Origin of the sequence: Nocardioides sp. CPCC 206347, assembly GCF_048654605.1 — a bacterium.
Classification (GTDB): Bacteria; Actinomycetota; Actinomycetes; order Propionibacteriales; family Nocardioidaceae; genus Nocardioides.
This window is the reverse complement of the sequence record NZ_JBMCYZ010000002.1, coordinates 32,968-56,917: the sequence shown is the minus strand read 5'-3', so window position 1 is coordinate 56,917 and position 23,950 is coordinate 32,968. Positions and strand designations below refer to the sequence as shown.

Genomic DNA, 23,950 nt, shown 5'->3' with positions numbered 1-23,950 from the left:
CCGTACGTACGGTTCATAAGATATCGTGCTGAGTGGATCTGCGCCACTGACCGAGAGCGCTGCTGATTCGAAGACCGCCTGGATCAAACTGGAGACCTGACTGTGCGAGCCACGATGCAGCACCACCCGCTACGGATCACCGCGCTGTTCGAACACGGCTGTCGAGTGCATCCCCACTCCACCGTGACCGACTACGAGAACGGCGACCTCACCCCTCGTACGTTCGCGGAGGTCGCTGACGAGAGTCGTCGCCTGGCAACAGCACTGGCCGACCTGGGGATTGCCCGCGGGGACGTCGTGGCGACCTTGTGCTGGAACACGTCGCACCACGTTGCGGCCTACTTCGCCATCCCCGGAATGGGGGCGGTGCTGCACACCCTCAACCTGCGACTCCATGCATCCCAGCTGTCCTACATCGCGAGGCACGGCGAGGATCGCGCCATCATTGTCGACGCCGACCTGTTGCCGCTCCTGCAGGAGTTCATCGACTCGGTCCCGAGCGTCCGTGACGTGATCGTCGTGGGCGAGGTGGACCTCAGCGCGCTCGAGCACCCCGGCATCCACTTCCACGCCTACGCAGATCTCATCGCCAGCGCTGAACCCATGACCACCTGGGTCGACGGGGACGAGGACGAGGCAGCCGTGCTCTGCTACACGACGGGTACGACGGGCGACCCGAAGGGTGTCGCATACAGCCACCGTTCGACCTACCTGCACACCCTGATGATCTCGACCGGGAGCGCCTACGGCTTCAGCGACTCCGACACTGCCTTGCCCGTGGTGCCGATGTTCCACGCCAATGCCTGGGGATGGGTGCACGCCGCGTGGATCGCGGGCGCGAACCTCGTGATGAGCGGCCGCTTCCTCCAGGCACCGCATCTGGCGACGATGATCGACAAGGCCCGGCCGACCATGCTTGCTGCCGTGCCCACCATCTGGAGCAGCCTGAGTGAACACGCGCATTCCGAGGGCGTTGATCTCACCGGCCTGCGGGTGGCCGTGTCGGGCGGATCCCCGTTGTCGCCAGCGCTGGCACGGCAACTTCGCGACAGGAACCGGCTTCAACTTACCCAGGGCTGGGGCATGACCGAGACGTCACCCTTGCTCACCTTCTCCCGCCCTCCGGCTCGCACCCCCTCCGACGACGAGATCACCTGGACCACTCGAACTGGTCGACTGATCCCGGGCGTCATGACTCGAATCGTTGACGAGGAAGGCCGCATCCAGCCGTGGGACGGACAGTCACAGGGCGAAGTGGAGGTGTCCGGCAACACGATCACCGGCGCCTACCTCGGCGACTCCGATCCCACCAAGTTCCGCGACGGCTGGCTGCGCACCGGCGACCTCGGCGTGATCCACCCCGGTGGTTGGGTGCAGCTGAAGGACCGCCTGAAGGACGGCATCAAGAGTGGGGGCGAGTGGATCTCCAGCGTCGAGCTGGAGAACGCCATCGCGGAACACCCCGCGGTGGCCGAGGTCGCCGTGATCGGCGTCCCGGACCCGAAGTGGGAGGAACGGCCGCATGCCTTCGTCGTCCTGACCCCCGAGGCGAAGGCGAGCGCCGAGGATCTCATGGACTTCCTCACCGGCAGCGTGGCGAAGTGGTGGATCCCGGAGCTGTGGACGTTTGTGGCGACCATCCCCCGTACGAGCGTGGGAAAGTTCGACAAGGTGAGCCTGCGCGCCCCGGTCAACTGACCCGGACGCGCTTGACGGCGGCTCTCAATGTCCTGACATGCCGCCGTCGACCGCCAGCGTGCTGCCGGTGACGTAGCCCGCTGCCGGACTGGCAAGGAAGAGCATGGCGGCCGTGATCTCATCGGGATTCCCCAGCCGCTTCAACGGGCTGCGAGCATTGATGAAGTCGTCGAGCATCTCGGCGGGCACCTCGGCGGTCATCTCCGTCGCGACGTAGCCCGGCGCGAGCGCGTTGACCCGGATTCCCCTGCGGCCGGCCCACTGCGCAGACAGGTCGCGGGTGAGACCGACGAGCCCAGCCTTGCTGGCGGCGTAGGCCGCCTGGGGGGCCGGGGCGGCGATGAACGCCAACGTGCTGGCGATGTTCACGATGCTCGCACCCGGCTGCATCTCCCGGGCGCACGCCTGGGACATCCAGTAGGCACCCATGAGGTTGACGTCGAGCACCTGACGAAACTCTTCGGGAGATTCGCGCAGCGCAGGCACAGCTGCGCCGACCCCTGCATTGTTGATGAGCACGTCGACACGGCCGAACTCCGCCATGGCCGTCCGAACCAGGGCGTCGCACTGACCAGGGTCAGCAACGTCCGTCGGAACACAGAGGGCGGAACGACCGGCACCCTCGACGGCCCTGGCAGTTGCCTCCAGCTTGTCAGCGCGACGAGCAGCCAGCACGACATCGGCACCCGCTTCGGCGAGGGCAACCGCGAACGCCTCCCCGAGGCCCGCGCTGGCGCCGGTCACGACCGCGACACGTCCGTCGAGACGGAAGAGGTCCAGCACACTCATCAGGCACCCACCCAGATCGGTTCACGCTTCTGGGCGAACGCATTCGCGCCCTCGAGGGCATCCTCGCTGGCGCCGACGGCTCGGAACTCAGCCTCGTTCATCTCCCACAGGGGGCTCTCCCAGTCGGACCCCACAGCGCTGCGCATCATGATGCGCTTACTCGTCTGGACTGCCAGGGGCGCATTCGCTGCGATCTTCTCCGCGAGAGCGAGCGCCGTCGCCAGGACCTCCTCAGCAGGGACAACGCGGTTGACCAGCCCCCACTGCAGCGCTGTTGCGGCATCCAACGGCTCTCCGGTGAAGATTGCCTCGGCCGCGACCTTGGGAGGGATCTGCCGATGCAGCCTGAGCAAACCGCCAGCTGCGGCCACCAGCCCGCGCTTCACCTCCGGTAGACCCAGCTTCGCCGCATCGCTCATCACGGCCATGTCCGCCGCAAGGACGATCTCAGTTCCGCCACCGAGCGCGAAGCCGTTGACGGCTGCGATGATCGGCTTGTCCACGAAGTGCCGCACGAACCCGGCGAACCCCCGCTCAGGATGGTCGACGTCGAGCACCGTCCGTCCAGCACCCAGTTCCTTGAGGTCTGCCCCGGCACAGAATGCACGGCCCGCGCCAGTGACAACAGCCACCCGCAACTGGCGATCTCCTGCGAACTCTGCGAGCGCCGCTCCCAGGGCTCGGGACACGTCCGCATTCACCGCGTTCATCGCGTCGGGCCGGTTCAAGGTGATCAAGGCGACGGGGCCACGCCGATCGAGAACGACCGCTCGGCCAGTTGATTCGTCCGCTGGTGTTGACTTCATGTCGACGGTGCCTTCTGTCGTGGGCTGGTCATTGGCTCGCGCCACGGTACTATTGACCGTACGCACGGTCAACGTTACCGTGAGTTCGTCGCACGGACTGGTTCCGATGTGTGTCATCAATCATTGGAGGGCTCATGGCTGCGCCTCAGACCGATCTCCTGTGCATTCACGGCTTCAACAGCAGCTGGCACAACTGGGACCCTGTGGTTGACGGGCTCCGGATGCGCCACCGAGTCCACGTCGCTCGCCTGGCCGGACATGCCGATGGGCCTTCGCATCCGGACGGAATCGCACCGACAGCGGCGACGCTGGCGGACCAGCTCGAGCGCGACCTCGATGCCGCGGGAGTGGAGCGCGCACACCTGGTGGGCAACTCCCTGGGCGGGTGGCTGGCCCTCGAACTGGCAGCGCGTGGACGGGCTCTCTCTGTCACAGGACTCTCACCTGCCCTCGGCTGGGAGCCGGCCGGTCGGCATCTCCAGTTGTTGGCGCTGAAGTTGTTCCTCGGAGGCCAGCTGACGACACGCATGGCACCCCTACTCCCCCGTCTGCTGCGTTCGGCCCCGGTGCGACGAGCGGCGCTGAAGATCGCAGTGGAACACGGCGACCGGATGTCGGTCCAAGCCGCACTGGAATTCACTGAGGACATGGCCGAGTGCACGATCTCTCAACCGCTCAAGCGTTGGTTCCTGAGCACCGAACACAAGCTCGGAGCCATCGACTGCCCCGTACAGATCGCTTGGTCAGAGCGTGACGCACTCATCCCCCTCGATCCGTACGGTGCACGCTTTCCTTCGCTGGTGCCCCACGCCGAATGGTTGACACTTCCAGGGGTCGGACACGTGCCGATGTACGACGACCCAGAGCTCGTCACTCGTACGATTCTGGACTTCACCGCTCGGGTCTCCTGACCAGGTTCAGCTTGCGGCCGGAGACGCCATCGGATCAGACCGTGAGGCCCAGCTGGCGTGTGGTCTCCTCGCGCATCTCGATCTTGCGGACCTTGCCGGTCACGGTCATGGGGAACTCGTCGACGACCAGGACGTAGCGCGGGACCTTGTAGTGCGCGAGCTTGCCGGTCGCGAACTCCTTCACCGCCACCGCATCGAGCGGTTCGGCCCCGGGTCGCATACGGACCCAGGCACAGAGCTCCTCGCCGTACTTCTCATCCGGGACCCCGATGACCTGGACGTCCTCCACGTCGGGGTGGGTGTAGAGGAACTCCTCGATCTCACGGGGATAGATGTTCTCCCCACCACGGATCACCATGTCCTTGATCCGCCCCACGATCGCGCAGTACCCGTCCTCACGCATCACCGCCAGGTCACCGGTGTGCATCCACCCCTCGGCATCAATCGCCTCCGCGGTCTTCTCCTCGTCGTTCCAGTAGCCGAGCATCACCGAATAACCACGCGTGCAGAACTCACCCGGTTCGCCACGCTCCACGGTCTCACCGGTGACCGGGTCGACGACCTTGACCTCCACATGCGGATGCGCCCGCCCGATCGTGGCCGTACGACGATCCAGGTCATCATCGGCACGGGTCTGCGTCGACACCGGGCTGGTCTCGGTCATCCCGTACGCGATCGAGACCTCGCTCATGTTCATGTCCTCGATGCAACGCTTCATCACCTCGACCGGACACGGCGAACCCGCCATGATCCCGGTCCGCAACGTCGACAGGTCGTAGTCGGCGAACCCGGGTGCGTTCTGCATCGCGATGAACATCGTCGGCACCCCATACACACCCGTACAGGCCTCGTCCTGGATGGTCTGCAACGTGACCACCGGGTCGAACCCGGGCGCCGGGATCACCATCGCCGCACCATGGGTGGTGCACCCGAGGTTGCCCATCACCATCCCGAAGCAGTGATAGAACGGCACCGGAATGCACAACCGATCCCGTTCGGTGAAGTTGATCGTCTCGGTCACGAAGTACCCGTTGTTCAAGATGTTGCGGTGACTGAGCGTGGCGCCCTTCGGGAACCCGGTCGTGCCCGAGGTGTACTGGATGTTGATCGGATCATTCGGCTCCAGCGACCAGCTCACCAGGTCCGCCACCGTGACACCCGGGTCGTGGACGTTGGCCTCGTCCCACCCCGGGGTGCCGAGGAACAGCACCCTCTCCAAAGGCGTCTCCTCGACCACCTCCTCGACCACCTCCTCGACCATCGCCCGGTAGTCACTGGTCTTGAACTCCGTCGCGGACACCAGGAGCTTCACACCTGCCTGCTTCAACACGTAGGCCAGCTCGTGGGTCCGGTACGCCGGGTTGATGCTGACCAGGATCGCGCCGATCTTCGCCGTCGCGTACTGGGTGATCGTCCACTCCGCACAGTTCGGGGCCCACATCCCGACCCGGTCGCCCTTGACGATCCCCGCGCGGATCAGTCCGATCGCGAGGTCATCGACGGCCGCGTCCAGTTCGGCGTAGGTCCAACGGCGCCCGGTGGCCACCTCGACCAGCGCCTCACGATCGCCGTACGCCGCCACCGTGCGCTCGAAATTCACCCCGATCGTCTCCTCGAGCAGGGGCAGCGCCGCGACCTCGCCCTTGGCGTATGACGCCATGTCATTCACTCTCTTTCACCGTTGTGGCAGTGAGTTGGATGCGAACAGGCCACGGAACCAACTTCAGACTGCAGGCACGTACGGCCGCCAAGGTACCGCTGACCGTACGCCCGGTCAATGAATCAGGGCGTCGAAGTCGAACGGCAGAAGTGACCCTTGACGTGATCACTGACCGTGCGTACGGTCACATCCGTCCGCCCGGCTGTTCGTACTGGCTCAGCGGTCGTGTCATCACCACTGCGGCACTGGCGGTCAGCCAGTGACTGCCAGTCGACCTGGAGGTCTTTCATGAACTACCGACTGTCCCTGACGTGCGTCGCGACGTCAGCGATCCTGCTCCTCGCGGGCTGCGCGAGCGACAAGGGCGCAACCGACGATTCACCTGACGCGGGCGCGACGGCAGCGGCCGAGTCGGCCGTGAACGCCGCGAAGGCGGAGCTGCCGGGCCTGCAGAAGGGCACCAGCGTGCTGCCCTCAGACACCTCGCGCCCCATCAAGCAGGGGGCAAGGGTGGCGCTCCTGTCGGCAGGACAGAACAACCTGTCTGCGCAGGGTCCCATCGACAGCGCGAAGGCGGCTTGCGATGTGGTGGGCTGGAAGTGCGACGTCTTCGACGGTGGCAGCGACCCGACGAAGTACTCGGGCCTGGTCAACCAGATCGTCGCGGCCGGTTATGACGGCATCATCGACGTCGCCGTCGACTGCCCGCTCATCTCCACGGCTTTGAAGGCCGCCCATGAGAAGGGCATCAAGATCGTCAGCGCCTATGCCTTTGATTGCGATGACCCGAAGTACAAGGGCGACAAGCAGTTCGACGGTGAGGTGCTGTACGTCGATGACCGCACCGCCGCCGAGCAATTCGTCGCGTTCGGCGCTGCCCAGGCCACCGCGACCCTCGCCCTGACCGGCGGCAACCAGAAGATCCTGCACGTGAAGGACACCGAGTTCCGGATTCTTGACTACATCGCCGAGGGTCTCGAGGCGGGTCTGGCCAAGGACCCGACAAGCAGCATCATCGAGACGCTCGACATCAAGGCTGCCGATCTGGTCACGGGCAAGGCCGGTCAGCAGATCTCGTCGTTGCTGATCAAGAATCCCGATGCCTCGGCCATCACGACGCCGTACTTCGCTGCCGGCATGGCCGCGATCTACCCGTCCCTGCAGTCGACGGGCAAGACCGGAAAGCTGTTCGTCCAGGGCGCTGAGGGGCAGGCCCCCGAGCTGGACATGGTTCGCGGCGGCGTCGCCTCGTTCGTCAACATCGCCTCCCCCGAGTGGAGCGGCTGGGCAGCGGTCGACACCTTGAACAGCGTCTTGACCGGAGTTCCCGTGGAGTCCAGCGGCATCGGGTTCACCATCGTGACGAAGGACAATGTCACCGGCAAGAAGGGCTCCACGTTCAGCGACCTCCCCGACTACCAGAGTGCATACCGCAAGGCGTGGGGCATCAGTTGATCCACTTGCCCGTTGCGGCTGGTCAGGCTGGGGGCGACCAGACGGTCGCCCTCAGCTTGGCCCACCTCTCCAAGACCTATGGCGCCACACGAGCGCTCAACGACGTGAGCCTTGAGGTCGGCCGCGGCAGTATCCATGCCTTGCTCGGCGGCAACGGCTCAGGCAAGTCCACGCTGATCAAGATCCTCGCGGGCGTCGAGACCGCCGACCATGGCGGTCATGTGCGCGTGGATGGTCGCTCCGTCGCCGGCCACCACACCTCCCCGTCCTTCGCCCGTGAGGTCGGCATCCACGTCGTCCACCAGAACCCCGCCGTCTTCCCTCACATGAGTGTCGCGGACAACCTGGCGATCGGCCGCACAGCCGGATACGACACCGCACCGTTTGCTCCGATCCACGGCAGACGGGTGCGGCAGCGCACGCAGGCCGTTCTCGATCGCTACGGAATCGAGGTCCGGCCGGAGACCCCGGTCGCCGCGCTGGGCCCGGGCGCCCGGGCGATGCTGGCCATCGCCCGTGTGCTCCAGGACCAGGGCGAGGACACCCGCGGTGTATTGATCCTGGACGAGCCGACTGCCTCGCTGCCGAGCGCCGAGGCCGATCAACTGATCAGCACGCTGCAACGCTGGGCGGCCGAGGGCCAGGCGATCATGTACGTCACCCACCGCCTTGACGAGGTCACCCGGATGGCCGACACCGTGACGGTTCTCCGCGACGGCAGCCATGTCGTGACCCGACCCGCAGCCGGCATGACTGAGACTGACCTGGTTGAGTTGATAGTCGGGCGAAGCGTCGAGGACGCCTTTCCCCCGGCCCACGAGGTCCGCACCGACAATCCGCTTGTTGAGGTTCGGGGCCTGCAGTCGGGCCGAATCCAGGACCTGTCCTTCGACGTGCATCACGGCGAGATCCTCGGCGTCGGTGGTCTGCTGGGCTCGGGTCGGACCACCCTGCTCAACACCCTGTTCGGTGCCCGGCGCCCCTCGGCCGGCGAAGTTCGCTTCGACGGCGTGACAATGCCAGCTTCAGGTGTGCGTGGGGCAATGCGCCTGGGAATCGCGATGGTCCCTGAGGACCGTCCGGGCGAGGCGGCGTTCTCGGGAATGACCGTACGAGAGAATCTCTCGGCTGCCTCCCTGAGGCGCTACTGGCGAAGGGGACGGCTCAATCATCGTGTTGAGTCCCGTGAAGCACAGGACTCGATCGCGGAATTCCTCATTCGTGTCGCCTCGGACGCCCAGCCGATCCACACCTTGTCGGGCGGCAACCAGCAGAAGGTTGTTCTTGCCCGATGGCTTCGAAGAAAGCCGCGCCTGATCCTGCTCGATGAGCCCACCCAAGGCGTCGATGCCGGAGCACGCGCCGAGATCTATCGGATGGTTCGCGCAGCAGTCGACGCCGGCGCCAGCGCGATCGTGGTCAGCAGTGACCCAGAGGAGCTCGCAAGGGTGGCCGACCGCGTGCTGGTCATCGCGCACGGCAGGCTCTCGGCCGAGCTCACCGGCCCATCGCTGACCGCACACCGCATTGTCGAGGCCTCGTTCGGCACAGCCAGCACGCAGCTCGCAGAAAGAGACGATCCGAATGACTGACACACAATCTTCCGTCGTGACCTCCACCGAGCGCCCCACCGGCGTCTCGTTGAGGCCGAGGCCAGCGCTCCGTTCGATGGCAGGGCGCTACGGCTTGGTCGTCTTGCTGGCACTCGTCTTCGTGGCATTTGCGAGTCTTTGGGACTACCCGGCGACCTTCCGCAGCACCGAGAACCTGCAGCAGGTTCTCAGGAGCCAAGCCATCCCCGCCATCCTCGCTCTGGCCATCATCCTGCCCCTGGTGTGCGGGCAGTTCGACCTGACGGTCGGGTCCGTCGCTGGTATCAGTGCCATCACGGTCGCGGGCGCGATCGCCGATCACCACAAGTCACTTGCCTTCGCGGTCGTGGTGGCGCTCGGCATCGGTCTGGCCATTGGGCTCGTGAACGGGCTTCTCATCGCGTACGTCGGCGTCAACTCGTTGATTGCGACACTCGGTGTCGGCATTGCTGTCAGCGGGTTGGTGGAGTGGTACGCCGACGGCAGGTCGATCTTGATCGACACGGCAAGTGGCCTCGCCAGGACCGGAAGCGGCAGCTGGTTCGGAGTGCCGTCGCTCGTCTACTTCGTGGCCGGCTTCGCCCTCGTCTTCTACTACGGCCTTCAACACACGCCCCTCGGACGCCATCTTCATTCCATCGGGTCCAACGCGACCGCGGCGCACCTGGTGGGCGTTGATGTGCGTCGACTGACCCTGCTGGCATTCGTCATGTCCGCGCTGACGTCCGCCGTTGCAGGCGTGCTGTACCTCGGGTCGATCGGCAGCGCCTCCGCATCCGGCGGCGGTATTCCACTCACGCTGCCCGCCTTGGTCGCCGCCTTCCTCGGTGCGACGACGATCAAGCCTGGTCGTTTCAACGTCCTCGGCACGCTGGTCGCTGTCTACCTGCTGGCCTTTGCCCTCTCCGGTCTGAGCCTGAACGGCGTCGAGAGTTGGGTCCAGAATGTCGTCACAGGCACCGGCCTCGTGATGGCCGTGACCCTCTCGACCCTCACGGCCCGGGAGCGGCGGCCAGGCTGATCCGCTCCGCCCCAGCGTGACGGGATCGCCGCATTGGCGCACGTGGACGCAGGGGACGCGGGAGGTACGCGAGGGAGTCCGTCACGGTGAATCCCGTCCGTGGAAGCCCCACTCCCCCACACCCGAAAACGCGAGAACCGGCAGGTCAGAGGCGACCTGCCGGTTCTTGCTGCTTTGGTGGAGCTGAGGGTGTCTGGGTTCATGACACGGGCGACAACTGACACGCGACACAAGAGTCGCGACATAGGCGACAGTCCGATGGCATGTCGAAAGCCCGGGTCGCTGTGCTCAAGGTCATCACCAAAGAACTCTCCGTCACCGCAGCCGCCGCACAGTACGGCTACTCCCGCCAACACCTCCATCGCCTCCTGGCCCGCTACCGCGAGGGCGGACTGGACGCCGTCGATCCCCAGTCCCGGCGACCACACCAACGCCCGAGCGACCACCACCGAAGTCAGCGACCTGATCGTGGAACTGCGCCTGCAACTGATCCGCGACGGACTCGACGCCGGCCCCGTCACCATCGCCTGGCACCTGGCCGAACGAGGGCACCGCGCACCCTCGACCTCGACCATCCGCCGGATCCTGCACAACGCCGGCCTGATCGACCCCGAACCCAGAAAGCGGCCCCGCTCCTCCTACCACCGCTTCGAAGCCTCCCAGCCCAACGAGTGCTGGCAATCCGACTTCACCCACTGGCGCCTGGCCGACGGCACCGACGCGGAGATCCTGAACTGGCTCGACGACCACTCCCGCTACCTCATCCGATGCACCGCGCACCCACGCGTCACCGGCGACATCGTGGTCACCGAGTTCCTCACCGCCTGCAACGACCACGGCCAACCCGCATCCACACTCACCGACAACGGCCGCGTCTACACCGCCCGCTTCGGCGGCGGGAAGAACGCCTACGAATACGTCCTGGCGATCCTCGGGATCACCCAGAAGAACGGCCACCCCGGCCACCCCCAGACCCAGGGCAAGGTCGAACGCTTCCACCAGACCCAGAAGCAATGGCTCGCCCAACAACCCGACGCCGACACCATCGCGGACCTGCAGCACCAACTCGACCGCTACCGGCAGATCTACAACGAGCAGCGCCCCCACCGCGCCCTGGACCGCACCACCCCGGCCAAGGCCTACACAGCACTTCCCAAAGCCACCCCAGCGCGCAACGACGGCACCATCGGCCACCACCGGCTGCGCTACGACCACGTCGACGTCTGGGGCAAGGTCAGCTTCCGCCGCGCCGGGCGCATGCACCACCTCGGCGTCGGCTACGCCCACCGAGGACTACAAGTCCTCGCCATCGCCGACGACACCACCGTGACCGTCGTCGGGTTCACCACCGGAGAAATCCTGTCCACCCACACCATCGAGCCCGACAAGAACTACTGGCGCAACACGCAAAGAGCCCCCGGCCGATGGCCGGGAGCTCTCTGACTTGTCACTTCTGTCGCGACTCAGGTGTCACCTATGTCCCGACTCATCACATGGTGGAGCTGAGGGGATTCGAACCCCTGACCTTCTCATTGCGAATGGCTTCCCTGGCACTTGCACGCGGGATTCACGCCTAGAATTGGGGCAAATCAACGCATGGAACGGCACGGATTGCGAGCGCGGGGTACGCCGGGGGTAAGCGTTTCGTCGCGACGCGCCAAGCTCGCCGTGGAGCGGATCGACGTTCACGCACCGGCCCCGTGGGCGAAACCGCAGGTCAGAGCGCTGACCGTCATCGCGCCCTGCAGATGCGCGACGAGATCACGACGCTGCCATCACCCGGTCCGCTCCGAGCGCACTGTGTTCGATCTCCGACCCGATCGACCCCCCGGTGTCGCCGGCGTAGTTCTGGCGGTACTCGCCAGCGGAGAGCCCGAAGACCTCACGAAACTCCTTGCCGAGGTGGCTCGGGTCGTAGTAGTTCCATCGGTTGGCGATCGTCGCGATCGTCAGGTTGGTGTTGAGGAGGTCCTGCCGTACCCCGGCAAGGCGTTGCGCGCGGACCACCGACTTCATGGTGTCGCCGGTGAGACCGAAGGCTCGGTGGATCGTGCGGGTCGAGACTCCGTGGTCAGCCGCTAGGTCTTCGAGACGGACCGGACCGTGCCTCAGTCGCTCCGCGATCGATCGATCCAGCTGCGCACGCAGCGCCGGGAGAGCGGACTCGTCGTTCACGCCAACCCCCTCCGATCGAACGATGCCCGCGATCAACGCGATCAGTGCTGCCCGTGCCGCCTCCCGTTCAGCGGCGACAGTCATGTCGGGAAGTCCGTTCCACACCTGGCTCAGGAAGGTGTGGAACATGCTGACCAAGGGGCGATCGGACCCCAGGGAGAGAGACGTGGGGATCTTGAGGCCGCTTCCCGCAGCCCTCAGAGCGGGACGAGGTAGCACCAGCGAGCGCTTGCGCAAGCCATGGGGCACGCTGAAACCACTCCGCCCGACGCCCTCACCGCTCACGATGAGCAGCGCCCCCCGGCCAAACAGAGTGTCAGTACCCTCGATCGACATACGTTCCTCGCCGCCGTAGGCCGCCATCACCACGACGACGTCCGGGTCCAGTCCTCCGCGCGTCACGCTTCTCGGCAGGTATCCGTCCATGGCCGGGCAGTCCCAGTCCGTCAACAGCAGGTCAACGAGGTCGGCCGACTGCACCTTCCCGGCCCCGCAGTCCTCACTCGAGAGCCGGATCCGCATCGGGCCCAGCCGATTGCGCATGGCCTGTTCCCACAGACCCTCGCGCTCTTCCAACGGATGCCGCTGTCCGACGGTCCCGTCGACGATGTACGGCGCTGTGATGGTCATGACACTCCCTGATGCTGTGTCGCCAGCTGCGACATAGGTGAGATCGCGTGCAGGTGTTACCGCCGAGTGAGCCGAGGTCCCGGCTGGGCCTTGCGGCTTAACGTTATTGAAACCGAACTCAACCTCAGAGTCAATGGTTCGTAACGCCCGATGGCGCTCGTCCCGTGGCCCACCGATCGTGCCCACTCCACCTGGGCATCCGACCCCTGGAAGGGCATCAGCGGTCAGCTCGAGAACCGCGCTGACGGGGACTTGCCATCCAACTGACCTTGCCGGCTGACGGCGCATCGACTGTCGGAGTCATCTACAGCGAATCGCCAGGCCACCGCGTACGCCTGCACGACCGACAAGACTCGGACAGACACAGCAAGGGCGGTCGCCCCGACCGGCAGCTTCCCGGCAGACGCGAGCCCTGCTGGGCGAGCGCAACCTCCGAGCTACTTTGCGTAGAGCTCCTCGATCTCGTCGGCGTACTTCGAGACAATGCTCCTGCGCTTGACCTTCATCGTGGGGGTGAGCTCCTCGCTCCCCGGCAGCCACTCCTTGGCGACGATCTTGAACTTCTTGATCTGCTCGACGCGCGAGAGCTGATCGTTCGCACGCTCCACAGCGGCCGCGACCTCAGCGATCGTGAGAGCGTCGTCCACCGACCTCCCGGCGGCGCCGTCAGGGTCGAGCGTGATCAGCGCGACGTTGTACGGCCGGCCGTCGCCGATGCACACCGCCTGGCCGATCAACGGGCTGGACGACTTCAGCCAGGACTCGATGGTGGCGGGCGACATGTTCTTGCCGGCGGAGTTGATGATGATCTCCTTCTTACGGTCGACGAGCCGTACGTAGCCGTCATCGTCGATCGACCCGATGTCACCGGTATGCAGCCACCCCTCGACATCGAGGGCCTCGGCGGTCTGCTCAGGCTTGTTGCGGTAGCCGTGCATCACCGTCGCGCCACGCACGAGCAGCTCTCCATCGTCAGCAACCTTCACCTCGACGCCCGGGATCGGCACACCGACTGTGCCCACCCGGATGCCGTTCTGCGGGTTGACGGTAATGAGGCAGGAGGACTCGCTCATCGCCCAGATCTCGCAGATCGGAATCCCGGCGGCCGCGAAGAACTCGAACACGTCGGGAGGCGTGGGTGCCGCTCCGGTGAGGAACCACGAAGCCTGCTCCACCCCCAGCTCGCGGCGGATCTTCGAACCGACGATCGCCGAGGCGACCTTGGCCTGCAGGTGGAGCGACGGGCTCGCAGACTTGCCCGCCTGCACGACGCGAGCATTCTTGATGCCGGTGTCGATGGCCCAGCGCATCAGCCTGCCGCCGATACCGGGCTGCGACGCGATCTGCACCTCCAGGCCGGCCTTCGCCTTCTCCCACATGCGCGGCACCGGCAGGAAGATCGTCGGGCGAACCTGCTTCACGACGTCCATCACTGCGCGGGGGTCCGAGCAGGACGTGACTGTGAAGCCCCAAACTCCCAGCGGCGAATAGTGTCCGCTCCACCGATCACCGATGTGCGCCGCGGGCAGGAACGAGACCGTGCGGCCGCCAGGCGTGACAGGCAAGGCCTGCTGCACCGCTCGGATCTCGCTCATCATGTTTCCGTGCGAGAGCTCCACGCCCTTCGGTGAGCCCGTCGTGCCGGAGGTGTAGATCAAGGTGAGCTGGTCATCGGGGTTGATCGCCGACCACGCCGCTTCGAAGTCGAAGTTGGCATCACCGAGGTTCTCCAGCTGGTCGAGGCCGAGCGTGCCCTCCAGCTCGCCGTCAACCACCACGATGTGATCGATCGGCATGCCGTCGTCGCGCACAGCCGTCACGCGCTCGAGGAACGCGCGCTCAGTGATGACGACCCTGTTGCCTGCGTCCCCGAACACGTACGCGATCTGACCGTGCGCCGACGTGTTGTAGACGGAGAACGCGATGGCTCCCAAGTGCATAACAGCGAGGTCCACGACGTGGAACTCGGGCCGGTTCGTCAGCATGATGCCCACGGCGTCGCCGCGCCTGACGCCGAGCGCCGCCAGACCAGCCGCGACCCGCCGCACCCTCTCGGCGAGGGCGGCGTACGTCAGCGAGACGCTGTCGTCCGGAGTGCGTAGAGCAACCTGCTCCGCCCGCGCGGCCGCGGTGATCTGGAAAGCCTCACAGACGGTCTGCGCTCGAAGCGCACGTTCGAACGCCTCGCCAGCGGCAGCGTCGGGGGTCTCGGTTACCTGCATGTGGTGCCTACTCTTCCGTCGTCGAACCCAGCACCCGCCCTGGGCGGGAAGTTCTCGCTACATTTACATGAACTTGACGTCAAGTACATGTATAAAACTGTCACCTTCCGGGCTTAATCTCCGACGGCGAACTGCGGCACAAGTTGAGCAGTCCGCCTGCAGCGACGACCGCCACGTCTCTCAAGGCTCGCCAGTAGACCGTTCCGTCAGCAGGGACGAGTGACCCGTACGGGTAATCCATGGGGTCGGAAACCACTGAGAAGCTCACTGTGCCTCGCCCAACTCGAGGTCGAGGAGGCCGGCGAGCGCGGCGCGGTGGGCGCCGGCGGTCCCGAACGCGATTTGGTCGGCCTTCGCCTTCTTCAGGTAGAGATGTGCCGGGTGCTCCCAGGTCATGCCGATTCCGCCGTGAAGCTGCACGGCCTCCTCAGCAGCGTGAACGGCGATCTCGCTGCAGTACGCCGCGGCGACCCGAGCGGCGATCGGCACGTCTTCTCCTGCCGCAAGCGCGGCAGCGGCATACCGAGCGGTCGCGGACGCCGATTCGACCTCGGCGTACAGGTCGGCAAGGCGGTGCTTGATGGCCTGGAACCCGCCGACCACACGGCCGAACTGCTTGCGCACCTTGAGATAGGCGACTGTCTCGTCCAGACACCAGCGCGCGATGCCGACTTGCTCGGAGGCCAGCAGCCCGGCGCCTGCCAGTAGCGCGCTCCGGACCGCGGCCTCGCTGTCGGCGAGGATCAGTTCTCCGGGGGTGCCGTCCAGCGTGACGTCGGCGACCTGGCGCCCCATGTCGAGGGAGACGACTGGATCGACCGTCGCAGAAGTCGGTTCGACGAGATACAGACCGACGCCGTCAGCGGTCTCCGCGGGCACCACCAGTAGGTCCGCGTCGACGACACCCGCGACGCTGCGGACCGTGCCTGTGAGCAGGCCGTTGGTCGCCCTGACGTCGGGAAGCCGGCCGTCAGGCGCCGTCGAAAGAGGCACGACGAGGGCCGCTGTTCGCTCGCCCGCTGCGAGAGCGGCGATCGCCTCGCGCGCTCTTTCGTCCGCGGCGCAGGCGAGCAGCGCGGTCGTGGCGACCAGCGAACTGGTGAGGAAGGGCACCGGGGCAGCCGCCCGGCCGAGCTCCTCCAGCACCGCGGCGGCGTCGACGGCGGAGGCACCAACCCCGCCCAGGTCCTCGGGAACCAGCAGGCCAGCCAGGCCAACCTCGACCGCAAGGGCACGCCACAAGGTCTCGGCGACTTCTCGGTCGCCGTCGTACATCCGGGTGACTGCGTCCGGCGCGCACCGAGCCGCGAGCAGATCGCGCACGGTCTTCCGCAGATCGTGCTCCACGTCACTGGGGAGCAGGTCAAGGTCGGGTGTGGCGTACGCGCTACTCATCTGGCGAGTTCCTTCCAGGGGCGGTCCTTGTCGTTGCGGGGCTCCGACGGGAGTCCGAGGACACGCTCGGCGACGATGTTGCGGATGATCTCGGAGGTGCCGCCCTCGATCGAGTTGCCCTTGGCGCGCAGGTAGCGGTAGCCCGCGTCCCGCCCGGTGAAGTCCTGGTGGGCCGTCCGTGTGAGCGTCCAGTCGGAGAAGCGCAGACCGTCCACGCCGAGGAGTTCGACCTCCAGGCCGGACAACTCCTGCGCAATTCGGGCGAAGAGCAGTTTCATCATTGAGCCTTCGGGGCCGGGCTGACCGGACGCGAGCTTCTGCGCGAGCTGGCTGCCGGCGATCCGTGCCGCCTCCGCGTCGACCCAGAGGCGCACCATCCGGTCCTGGAGATCAGGGGTCTGCCGCTCGGGATGCTGGCGCCACGTGTTGGCCACGACGCCGACCATTCCTCCCTCTCGGCCGGCGCCCTTGCCGATCGACACCCGCTCGTTGTTGAGTGTTGTGTTGGCGACCCGCCACCCCTCGCCCACCGCGCCGATCCGGTTGCTGTCCGGCACCCGGACGTCGGTGAGAAAGACCTCGTTGAACTCGGCCTCACCCGTGATCTGGCGCAGAGGCCTCACTTCGACACCGGGATCCGCCATGTCGCAGATGAAGTAAGTCAGGCCGGCGTGCTTGACGGCGTCGGGATCGGTGCGTGCGACGAGGATCGCGAACCGCGCAGCATGCGCGTTGGACGTCCACACCTTCTGGCCGTTGACGACCCAACCATCACCATCGCGCACCGCCCTGGTGGAGACGTTGGCGAGATCCGACCCGGCACCAGGTTCGCTGAACAGCTGGCACCAGATCTCCTCCCCGGTCCACAGCGGCCGGAGGAAGGTCTTCTGCTGTTCCTCCGTGCCGCAGGCGAGAATCGTCGGTGCGGCCATGCCCAGCCCGATAGCGTTGCTCAGAGGGCGGTTCGATGGCGCGTCCGCCTCCTCGAAGAGTCGGTCGACCTCGGGCTGCAGCACCTGCGGCAGTCCCAGGCCGCCGAGTCCCTCCGGAAAGGCGACCCACGCCAGCCCGGCGTCGAACCGGGCGCGCAGGAACGCCAGCGGCTCCTCCGCAGTCGGGTCGTGCTCGGCCAGGAAGGACTTCACCTGCTTTTGAACGTCCATCAATCGGTCTCCTTCATCGCATCGAGGACGTCGAGGTCGAGGCCCGGGGTCGCTCCGGCCGTCATCACGGCATGACGACAGCGAGCATGTCGGCCACACAGGCCGGCTTGTCGCCGCCTTCCCGCTCGATCGTCACCCTGAGGGCGACCTGGTGGCCCACCGCGATCGGCGTGACCGCGTTGAGTTCGACGCCCGCTCGCAGGCGCGAGCCGACCGGCACCGCCGAAGGGAAGCGAAGCTTGTCGGCGCCGTAGTTGACGATCATCTTGACGCCCTGGACCTCGTAGACCTGCCAGGTGAGGATCGGCAGCAGGCTCAGCGTGAGGAAGCCGTGTGCGACGGTTGCTCCAAACGGCCCCTCGGCCGCCCTCACCGGGTCGACGTGGATCCACTGGTGGTCCCCCGTCGCCGCCGCGAAGGCGTCGATCTGCTCCTGGTCGACCGTGTGCCACTCGGAGTGACCGAGGTGGGTGCCGACGGCCTTCTCGAGTTCGGCGATGCCGTTGAAGACCCTCATGCCTTCGGCCCACCGGCGACGTAGAGCACCTGACCAGACACGAAGCCGGCGCCCTCGCTGGCGAAGAACGACACTGCGTGCGCGATGTCGGCCGGGAGGCCGCCGCGGCCGACAGGGATGTCGTTGACCACGAAGGCCCTGAAGTCGTCGAACGAAACGCCCATCCGCTCTGCCGTGGCCATGGTCATCTCGGTTTCGATGAACCCGGGCGCGATGGCGTTGGCGGTCACGCCGTACTTGCCCAGCTCGATGGCCAGCGTCTTGGTGAAGCCCTGGACCCCGGCCTTGGCTGCGGAGTAGTTGGCCTGGCCACGGTTGCCGAGCGCGGAGGTGCTGGACAGGTTCACAATGCGACCCCAGCTCGCCTTGGTCATGTAGCCCTGCACGGCGCGGGTCATCAGGAAGGCACCGCGCAGGTGGACGTTCATCACCGCGTCCCAGTCGGAAGTGGTCATCTTGAAGAGCAGGTTGTCGCGGATGACACCGGCGTTGTTGACCAGGACGGCGGGCTCACCCAGCTCAGCGGCGACCCGTTCGACCGCGACCTGGACCGCCTCCTCGTCGGCGACGTCGACGCCGACCGCGAGTGCCCGGCCACCGGCCCCTTCGATCTCCGCCACGACAGCCTTGCAAGCGGTCTCGTCGAGGTCGAGGACAGCGACGGCGAAGCCGTCGGCGGAAAGGCGGTGCGCGACTCCGGCACCGATGCCGCGGGCGGCTCCGGTCACGATCGCCGTGCGGTGGGTGGTGGTCATGCGGTGACTCCTACGGGATTGGGGTTGAGGTCCGGCACCAGCTCGGCGAGCGAGGCGCGGGTTGACGAGTGGTCGGTGTGCAGCAGGGCGTGCAGGCCCACGCTCCGCGCACCGAGCACGTTGGGCTCGGCGTCGTCGATGAAGAGCACCCGGTCAGCGGGAAGGCCGAGCCGATCCAGGGCCAGCTCGTAGATCGCGGCGTGGGGTTTGCGCAGTCCGACTTCGCCGGAGATCACGACCGGGTCAAGCAGGGCGTCGATCCGTGCACGGGGGTAGGTGTTCCCCCAACTGTTGGAGAGCAGGCCGACCTCCAGGCCGGCGAAACGCAACTCTTCGGCCAGCAGAAACATCTCTGCGTCGGGCAGCATGCCCGCGAAGAGCCGGCTCAGGATCCCGTCCGGGACCACTGCGCTCCCATCCGTGGTCCGTAGCTCGGCCGCGAGCAGGCGCTCGAATTCCGCGACCGTGAGCTCGCCGGTCTCCAGCCGGTGGACCGGCGTACCGTCCGGGGCATTGCGAGACAGCCACGCCTGCAATGCGCCCGAGAACGACTCGGGCTCGATCGCATCCGCGGCCAGCCAGTTGGCGATGGAATGCTTCACAGGGCCGGTGAGCACGCCGCCGTAGTCGAAGAGGACCGCATCGACGCGGCGGTCGGAGTGGAGCGGATCGACTTCGTCCACCCGGCTCACTCCTCCGCGGCTTGGAGGCTGAGGCCACCATCAACGACGACGGTCTGCCCGGTGAGCCACGCGGCGTCGTCGGAGAGCAGGTGAGCGACGACGCTGCCGATGTCCTCCGGCACGCCGAGCCGCTTCAGGGGGTACGCCGCGGTGACCTCGTCCTCGCGGCCCTCGTACAGCTTCGTGGCGAACCGCGTCTTCACCACTCCCGGCGCGACGCCGTTGATCCGGATGTCCGGTCCGAGCTCGACCGCCATCAACTCGGTGAGCGAGTTGAGCATCGCCTTGCTCGCACCGTAGAACCCGATGCCCGGCGCCGTACGGATGCTGGAGAGCGAGGAGACGTTGACGATCGCGCCGCCGTGCTCCTTCATCCATGCTTGATGGACCTGCTGGACCCACGAGACCGCGGCGATGCAGTTGACCTCGACGATCTTGCGGGCGGCGGCGAGGTCGAGCTCGACGAGCGGCCCGTACACGGGGTTGATCCCCGTGTTGTTGACCAGGAAGTCGATGCTGCCGAAGGTCTCGAGCGTCTGCCGCACGACATCAGCCTGATGGTCCGCGTCGTCGGCGCGGCCGGCGACGGCAAGGGCCACGTCCGGCCCACCGAGCCCGGCGACCGCCTCATCCAGTGCCTCCTGCTTCCGGGCGGTGATGACCACGCGTGCACCGTCGGCAACCAGCCGCTCGGCGATGGCGAGCCCGATCCCCCGGCTTGCTCCGGTGACGATTGCAGTCCTGCCCTCGAAACGCTTGCTCATTCTCTTGCCCCTCAGCTCAGTCGCTCGATGACCATGGCCATGCCCATACCGCCGCCGACGCACATGGACTCGACGCCGTACTGCTTGTCGTGCCACTGCAGCGAGTTGATGAGGGTGGCGGTGATGCGGGCCCCGGTCATGCCGAACGGGTGCCCGATGGCGATCGCGCCACCGTTGACGTTCAACTTGTCGAGCGGAATGCCGAGCTGCTGCGCAGATCCGAGCGACTGGACCGCGAACGCCTCATTGATCTCGAACAGGTCGATGTCCGACAGGCCCATCCCGACATTGCGCAGCGCGGCCGGGATCGCCTCGACCGGGCCCAGACCCATGATCTCGGGAGAGAGCGCGGTCACGGCCGTGGACACGATCCGCGCCAGCGGCGTGAGTCCCAGCTCCCTGGCCTTGGTGTCGCTCATGATGACCAGCGCGGCCGCGCCGTCGTTGAGCGGGCAGGCATTCGCGGCCGTCACGGTGCCGTCGGGTCGGAAGACGGGCTTGAGCTGGCTGATGCTCTCCATCGTCGTACCCGGCCGCGGGCCGTCATCAGCGGAAACCGTCGAGCCGTCCGGGAGCGTCACAGGGATGATCTCCCGAGCCCAGAACCCCTCCTCAACCCTCTGGACGGCGAGGTTCTGACTGCGCACGGCGAACTCGTCCTGCTCCTGACGCGACATGCCGAGGAGCTGCGCCACGTTCTCCGCTGTCTGGCCCATCGCGATGTACAGGTCGGGCAGCGCCCCCGTGGTCCGCGGGTCGATCCAGGTCTCGGCGCCGCCACCGGCCCGCTTGTCCGTGACCGTCTGCGCATCGCCGAACGCAGGGTTCTGCCCGACCGGGTCGTCCGACCAGCCGTTGAAGAACCGGCTCACGGTCTCGACGCCGGCCGAGATGTAGGCGTGGCCCTCGCCTGCCTTGATCGCGTGGAAGGCCATCCGCGTGGTCTGCAGGCTGCTCGAGCAGTACCGGTTCACGGTGACGCCGGGCAGGTGGTCCATTCCGCTCAGTACGGCGACCGCACGGCCCAGGTTGTTGCCCGACTCCCCCGCCGGCTGACCCACGCCCAGGATCAGGTCGACCACATCGGCCGGGTCGAGCTCAGGCACCTTGGACAGCGCGGCCCGGACCATCTGGACGGTGAGGTCGTCAGGACGCATGTCCTTCAACGAGCCCTTGACGGCCCGCCCGATCGGGGATCGGGCGGTGGAGACGATGACTGCTTCGGGCATGGGTGACGGCCTTCCTGGATGAATGAGCAACGTGCTTGTCGTGCTGTAGTGCGGGTCTCGCGGTTCTCGGTATCGGCCCTCAGACCGGGTCGGCGACGTGGATCATGCGCTTGCCGACATTGGTGCCGTTGAGCACGCCGATGAGTCCTTCGGGCGCCTTCTCCAGGCCCTCGAGGATGTCTTCGGCGACGGTCAGGGAGCCCTCGTCGATCCAGCCCTGTAGTGCATGCAGCGCCTCGTCGAACCGATCGGCGTAGTCGGTGTACAGGAAGCCGCGCATCGTGATGCTCCTTCCGATGAGGACACCGGGGACACCACGTGCGCCGCGGGCGGGTGTGTTCGTGTCGTACTGCGAGACAACTCCGCAACACACGACGCGCCCCCGGTGAGCCATCCTGCCGAGGGCCGTGTCGAGCGTCGTACCGCCGACGTTGTCGAAGAACACGTCGATCCCGTCGGGACATGCCTCCTTCAAGGTCTGGCGAAAGTCTTCGTCGCGGTAGTTGACCGCTGCGTCGAACCCGAGCTCGGATGTGAGCCACTTCTGCTTCTCGGAGCTCCCGCAGATGCCGACGACACGACACCCGCCGAGCTTGGCGATCTGGCCGACGAGGCTGCCCGTCGCTCCAGCGGCTCCGGAGACGACGACGGTCTCCCCGGGTTTGGCCTCTCCAACGCCGAGCAGACCGAAGTAGGCCGTGAAGCCCGTGATGCCCAGCACGCTCAGGTAGCGCGACAGTGGCGCTGAGACCGTGAGTCGCGTCAGCTCATCAGCGTCGACGACGCCGTAGTCCTGCCAGCCCAGGTGACCGGTGACGATGTCGCCGGGTGTGAAGTCGTCGGAACGGCTCTCGACCACCTGCCCGATGCAGAACGCGGGCATCGTGTCACCGACGTGGAGGGCGGCGCGGTACGAGACACCCTGGAACCACGCCCGCTGTGCCGCGTCGATGGAGATCCACAGCACCCGGCAGCCGACCTGCCCGTCGGACACCTCGGGCCGATCCACCGTCACCAGCTCGAAATGGGAGCTGTCGAGCTGCTCGTCCGGCATGGCGGCGACACGCCACCTGCGATCAGTCACGGTCACCGGACCTCGACCCCGTCGATCGCGGGGAGGAAACGTCGCAGACCGTCGTAGTGCATGGTCTTGAGGGTGTCGAGGTACTCGTTGACCTCAACGATCTTGCCGTCGACACCCCGCACAATGAGCACGTACTCGTTGTCGTAGCCTTCGCCAGTCGCTCTCACGGTCGATCGCACGCGGATGCGCGCGATACTCCTGCCGCCGTCCCCTTCGAACTCCTCGTGGATCGCGACGTCGGTGCCGGCCTTCTTGTCGTAGGCAGCCAGCGCAATCTTGTTGAACGCGATGACCGCTTCCTTGCCTTCGTGCGTGCCGCCGATGCGGCCCAGCGTGGAAGGCAGGGTCCAGCTGATGTCGTCGGCGTACAGCTCCTGCATCGCGTCGACATCGCCCAGGGCGCGTGCCAGATCTCCTGCAAGGGTGCTCATGGGATGAGTTCGCTGACTTCACTGGCCAGGTGTTCGAGGAAGAAGTCACGTGCCGCGCTGGACGAGACGTCGAAACCTCTACCGGTGTACGCGTCGAAATGGCCGCCGGGGATGTAGACGAGGTTCTTGGGCTCCGCAGCGGTGTCATAGGCCTCCTTGGCCCACTCGCCGGGCGTCACGATGTTGTCGCCCTCGGCGATCACCATGAGCAGCGGCGTGGGAGCGACGAACTTGAGGAACTCGCCGGCCTCGTAGCCCAGCTCGGTCGAGCGCAGCGTGACCTCGTTGCGCCACGCCGTCCCCTCGTACGCCGAGAAGAACGCGTAGGCATCGGGTGTCGGCATGACGGCCGGCTGCGTCGGGTCCGCGGTGACCACGGGGATCATCGTCGGTGCCTCGCCACGCGCTCGCGCCAGGCGATCGGCAGCCTGCCCGTCCCACGCCATCTGCCAGTACTCCTTCGGCACGCCCGCCTCGAAGGTGCGCCGCCCTGCGACCGCCGGCACCTGGCCACAAACGGCCTTCACGCGCCGGTCGATCGCCGCGACCACGAACGCGTTACCACCCGCGTAGCTGGAACCCCACACCCCGATCCGCGAGGCATCGACATCGGGCCGGCCCTGCGCGTAGGTGATGGCGTGCTGGTTGTCGTGGATCTGGTCCCACGGATCGATCTCTTGCCGCGGCTTGCCTGGAGCAGTGTCCGAGGCGCCGAACCCTCGGTGGTCGTAGACCACGCAAGCAAACCCCGCAGCGCTGAACGTCTCGGCGTAGGGCTCCAGGCCCATCTCCTTGGTGCAGGAGAAGCCGTGCGTCAGGATGATGCAGGGCGCCGGCCCGGACACACCCTCCGCGGGGTAGAACCAGCCGCGCAGGGTCGCGCCTTCAGCGTCGAACTCGATGTCTTCGCGCATCGGTTTCTCCTTGTCAGTCAACGTCATCTAGATGGTGGAACGGGGTGCGTGCCGCA

The 23,950-nt window shown here is 66.5% G+C and carries 20 protein-coding genes and 1 pseudogene; 6 read left to right on the top strand and 15 right to left on the bottom strand.

Going from position 1 to position 23,950, the window contains the following annotated elements:
- The first annotated feature begins 114 nt into the window (after positions 1-114).
- Entirely contained in the window at positions 115-1,698 is a 1,584-nt protein-coding gene (locus tag ACOACQ_RS06395) for a long-chain fatty acid--CoA ligase (protein ID WP_420287895.1), read from the top strand.
- 24 nt (positions 1,699-1,722) lie between these two features.
- Here ACOACQ_RS06395 and ACOACQ_RS06390 read toward each other — a convergent pair whose 3' ends face one another.
- Both ACOACQ_RS06390 and ACOACQ_RS06385 read right to left on the bottom strand, forming a co-directional pair.
- Positions 1,723-2,487 (bottom strand): SDR family NAD(P)-dependent oxidoreductase, encoded by a 765-nt coding sequence (locus tag ACOACQ_RS06390; protein WP_378597821.1) that lies wholly within the window; start codon positions 2,485-2,487, stop codon positions 1,723-1,725.
- Entirely contained in the window at positions 2,487-3,338 is an 852-nt protein-coding gene (locus tag ACOACQ_RS06385) for a crotonase/enoyl-CoA hydratase family protein (RefSeq protein ID WP_420287894.1), read from the bottom strand. The genes ACOACQ_RS06390 and ACOACQ_RS06385 overlap by 1 nt, the downstream gene beginning before the upstream one ends.
- Before the next feature lie 89 nt (positions 3,339-3,427).
- Here ACOACQ_RS06385 and ACOACQ_RS06380 point away from each other — a divergent pair, with 89 nt between their 5' ends.
- Entirely contained in the window at positions 3,428-4,204 is a 777-nt protein-coding gene (locus ACOACQ_RS06380) for an alpha/beta fold hydrolase (protein WP_378596859.1), read from the top strand.
- Between the two features lie 34 nt (positions 4,205-4,238).
- On the opposite strand, the gene ACOACQ_RS06375 is transcribed toward ACOACQ_RS06380, so the two are convergent.
- Positions 4,239-5,864: an AMP-binding protein gene (locus ACOACQ_RS06375; protein WP_420287893.1), complete on the bottom strand. Its 1,626-nt coding sequence runs from the start codon at positions 5,862-5,864 to the stop codon at positions 4,239-4,241.
- A 288-nt stretch (positions 5,865-6,152) separates the two neighbouring features.
- On the opposite strand from ACOACQ_RS06375, the gene ACOACQ_RS06370 reads away from it, so the two are divergent.
- From ACOACQ_RS06370 to ACOACQ_RS06355, 4 genes and pseudogenes are all read left to right on the top strand, one after another.
- Complete coding sequence (locus tag ACOACQ_RS06370; protein ID WP_378599437.1) at positions 6,153-7,319, top strand: sugar ABC transporter substrate-binding protein; 1,167 nt, start codon at positions 6,153-6,155, stop codon at positions 7,317-7,319.
- A gap of 56 nt (positions 7,320-7,375) precedes the next feature.
- A complete protein-coding gene (locus ACOACQ_RS06365) occupies positions 7,376-8,911 on the top strand; it encodes a sugar ABC transporter ATP-binding protein (RefSeq protein ID WP_420287892.1) in 1,536 nt (511 codons plus the stop codon).
- 16 nt (positions 8,912-8,927) lie between these two features.
- The gene (locus ACOACQ_RS06360; RefSeq protein ID WP_420287891.1) at positions 8,928-9,932 is read left to right on the top strand and encodes an ABC transporter permease; all 1,005 of its coding nucleotides are present in this window, start codon (positions 8,928-8,930) and stop codon (positions 9,930-9,932) included.
- 263 nt (positions 9,933-10,195) lie between these two features.
- Positions 10,196-11,375 (top strand): annotated as a pseudogene (locus ACOACQ_RS06355) (IS481 family transposase).
- Between the two features lie 318 nt (positions 11,376-11,693).
- Here ACOACQ_RS06355 and ACOACQ_RS06350 read toward each other — a convergent pair.
- From ACOACQ_RS06350 to ACOACQ_RS06295, 12 genes are all read right to left on the bottom strand, one after another.
- A complete protein-coding gene (locus ACOACQ_RS06350) occupies positions 11,694-12,683 on the bottom strand; it encodes a helix-turn-helix transcriptional regulator (protein ID WP_420287890.1) in 990 nt (329 codons plus the stop codon).
- 491 nt (positions 12,684-13,174) lie between these two features.
- On the bottom strand, positions 13,175-14,959 hold the full coding sequence (locus ACOACQ_RS06345; protein ID WP_378599417.1) for an AMP-dependent synthetase/ligase: 1,785 nt from the start codon (positions 14,957-14,959) through the stop codon (positions 13,175-13,177).
- A 264-nt stretch (positions 14,960-15,223) separates the two neighbouring features.
- Complete coding sequence (locus tag ACOACQ_RS06340) at positions 15,224-16,354, bottom strand: acyl-CoA dehydrogenase family protein (protein ID WP_378599420.1); 1,131 nt, start codon at positions 16,352-16,354, stop codon at positions 15,224-15,226.
- Complete coding sequence (locus ACOACQ_RS06335) at positions 16,351-17,517, bottom strand: acyl-CoA dehydrogenase family protein (protein ID WP_420287889.1); 1,167 nt, start codon at positions 17,515-17,517, stop codon at positions 16,351-16,353. Before ACOACQ_RS06335 ends, ACOACQ_RS06340 begins: the two co-directional genes overlap by 4 nt.
- Before the next feature lie 64 nt (positions 17,518-17,581).
- Positions 17,582-18,034, bottom strand: a complete 453-nt coding sequence (locus ACOACQ_RS06330; protein WP_378606459.1) for a MaoC family dehydratase — start codon at positions 18,032-18,034, stop codon at positions 17,582-17,584.
- Positions 18,031-18,789 (bottom strand): SDR family oxidoreductase, encoded by a 759-nt coding sequence (locus tag ACOACQ_RS06325; RefSeq protein WP_420287888.1) that lies wholly within the window; start codon positions 18,787-18,789, stop codon positions 18,031-18,033. Before ACOACQ_RS06325 ends, ACOACQ_RS06330 begins: the two co-directional genes overlap by 4 nt.
- The gene (locus ACOACQ_RS06320) at positions 18,786-19,472 is read right to left on the bottom strand and encodes an HAD family hydrolase (RefSeq protein ID WP_420287887.1); all 687 of its coding nucleotides are present in this window, start codon (positions 19,470-19,472) and stop codon (positions 18,786-18,788) included. The genes ACOACQ_RS06325 and ACOACQ_RS06320 overlap by 4 nt, the downstream gene beginning before the upstream one ends.
- 5 nt (positions 19,473-19,477) lie before the next feature.
- Positions 19,478-20,236, bottom strand: coding sequence for an SDR family oxidoreductase (locus tag ACOACQ_RS06315; protein ID WP_420287886.1), 759 nt, complete (start codon positions 20,234-20,236; stop codon positions 19,478-19,480).
- Between the two features lie 11 nt (positions 20,237-20,247).
- Positions 20,248-21,465 carry an acetyl-CoA C-acetyltransferase gene (locus tag ACOACQ_RS06310; RefSeq protein ID WP_420287885.1) on the bottom strand — a complete coding sequence of 406 codons (1,218 nt, stop codon included), beginning with the start codon at positions 21,463-21,465 and terminating at the stop codon, positions 20,248-20,250.
- A 79-nt stretch (positions 21,466-21,544) separates the two neighbouring features.
- Positions 21,545-22,549, bottom strand: coding sequence for an NADP-dependent oxidoreductase (locus ACOACQ_RS06305; protein ID WP_378606408.1), 1,005 nt, complete (start codon positions 22,547-22,549; stop codon positions 21,545-21,547).
- A gap of 2 nt (positions 22,550-22,551) precedes the next feature.
- On the bottom strand, positions 22,552-22,980 hold the full coding sequence (locus ACOACQ_RS06300; protein ID WP_378606405.1) for a nuclear transport factor 2 family protein: 429 nt from the start codon (positions 22,978-22,980) through the stop codon (positions 22,552-22,554).
- Positions 22,977-23,894, bottom strand: coding sequence for an alpha/beta hydrolase (locus ACOACQ_RS06295; protein WP_378606402.1), 918 nt, complete (start codon positions 23,892-23,894; stop codon positions 22,977-22,979). Before ACOACQ_RS06295 ends, ACOACQ_RS06300 begins: the two co-directional genes overlap by 4 nt.
- Between the last annotated feature and the right edge of the window lie 56 nt (positions 23,895-23,950).

Bases quoted from the DNA above. Each gene is read 5' to 3' on its own strand.
- ACOACQ_RS06395 (WP_420287895.1), top strand. From the start codon at position 115: ATGCAGCACCACCCGCTACGGATCACCGCGCTGTTCGAACACGGCTGT.
- ACOACQ_RS06390 (WP_378597821.1), bottom strand. From the start codon at position 2,487: ATGAGTGTGCTGGACCTCTTCCGTCTCGACGGACGTGTCGCGGTCGTG.
- ACOACQ_RS06380 (WP_378596859.1), top strand. From the start codon at position 3,428: ATGGCTGCGCCTCAGACCGATCTCCTGTGCATTCACGGCTTCAACAGC.
- ACOACQ_RS06375 (WP_420287893.1), bottom strand. From the start codon at position 5,864: ATGGCGTCATACGCCAAGGGCGAGGTCGCGGCGCTGCCCCTGCTCGAG.
- ACOACQ_RS06370 (WP_378599437.1), top strand. From the start codon at position 6,153: ATGAACTACCGACTGTCCCTGACGTGCGTCGCGACGTCAGCGATCCTG.
- ACOACQ_RS06345 (WP_378599417.1), bottom strand. From the start codon at position 14,959: ATGCAGGTAACCGAGACCCCCGACGCTGCCGCTGGCGAGGCGTTCGAA.
- ACOACQ_RS06340 (WP_378599420.1), bottom strand. From the start codon at position 16,354: ATGAGTAGCGCGTACGCCACACCCGACCTTGACCTGCTCCCCAGTGAC.
- ACOACQ_RS06335 (WP_420287889.1), bottom strand. From the start codon at position 17,517: ATGGACGTTCAAAAGCAGGTGAAGTCCTTCCTGGCCGAGCACGACCCG.
- ACOACQ_RS06330 (WP_378606459.1), bottom strand. From the start codon at position 18,034: ATGAGGGTCTTCAACGGCATCGCCGAACTCGAGAAGGCCGTCGGCACC.
- ACOACQ_RS06325 (WP_420287888.1), bottom strand. From the start codon at position 18,789: ATGACCACCACCCACCGCACGGCGATCGTGACCGGAGCCGCCCGCGGC.
- ACOACQ_RS06315 (WP_420287886.1), bottom strand. From the start codon at position 20,236: ATGAGCAAGCGTTTCGAGGGCAGGACTGCAATCGTCACCGGAGCAAGC.
- ACOACQ_RS06310 (WP_420287885.1), bottom strand. From the start codon at position 21,465: ATGCCCGAAGCAGTCATCGTCTCCACCGCCCGATCCCCGATCGGGCGG.
- ACOACQ_RS06300 (WP_378606405.1), bottom strand. From the start codon at position 22,980: ATGAGCACCCTTGCAGGAGATCTGGCACGCGCCCTGGGCGATGTCGAC.
- ACOACQ_RS06295 (WP_378606402.1), bottom strand. From the start codon at position 23,894: ATGCGCGAAGACATCGAGTTCGACGCTGAAGGCGCGACCCTGCGCGGC.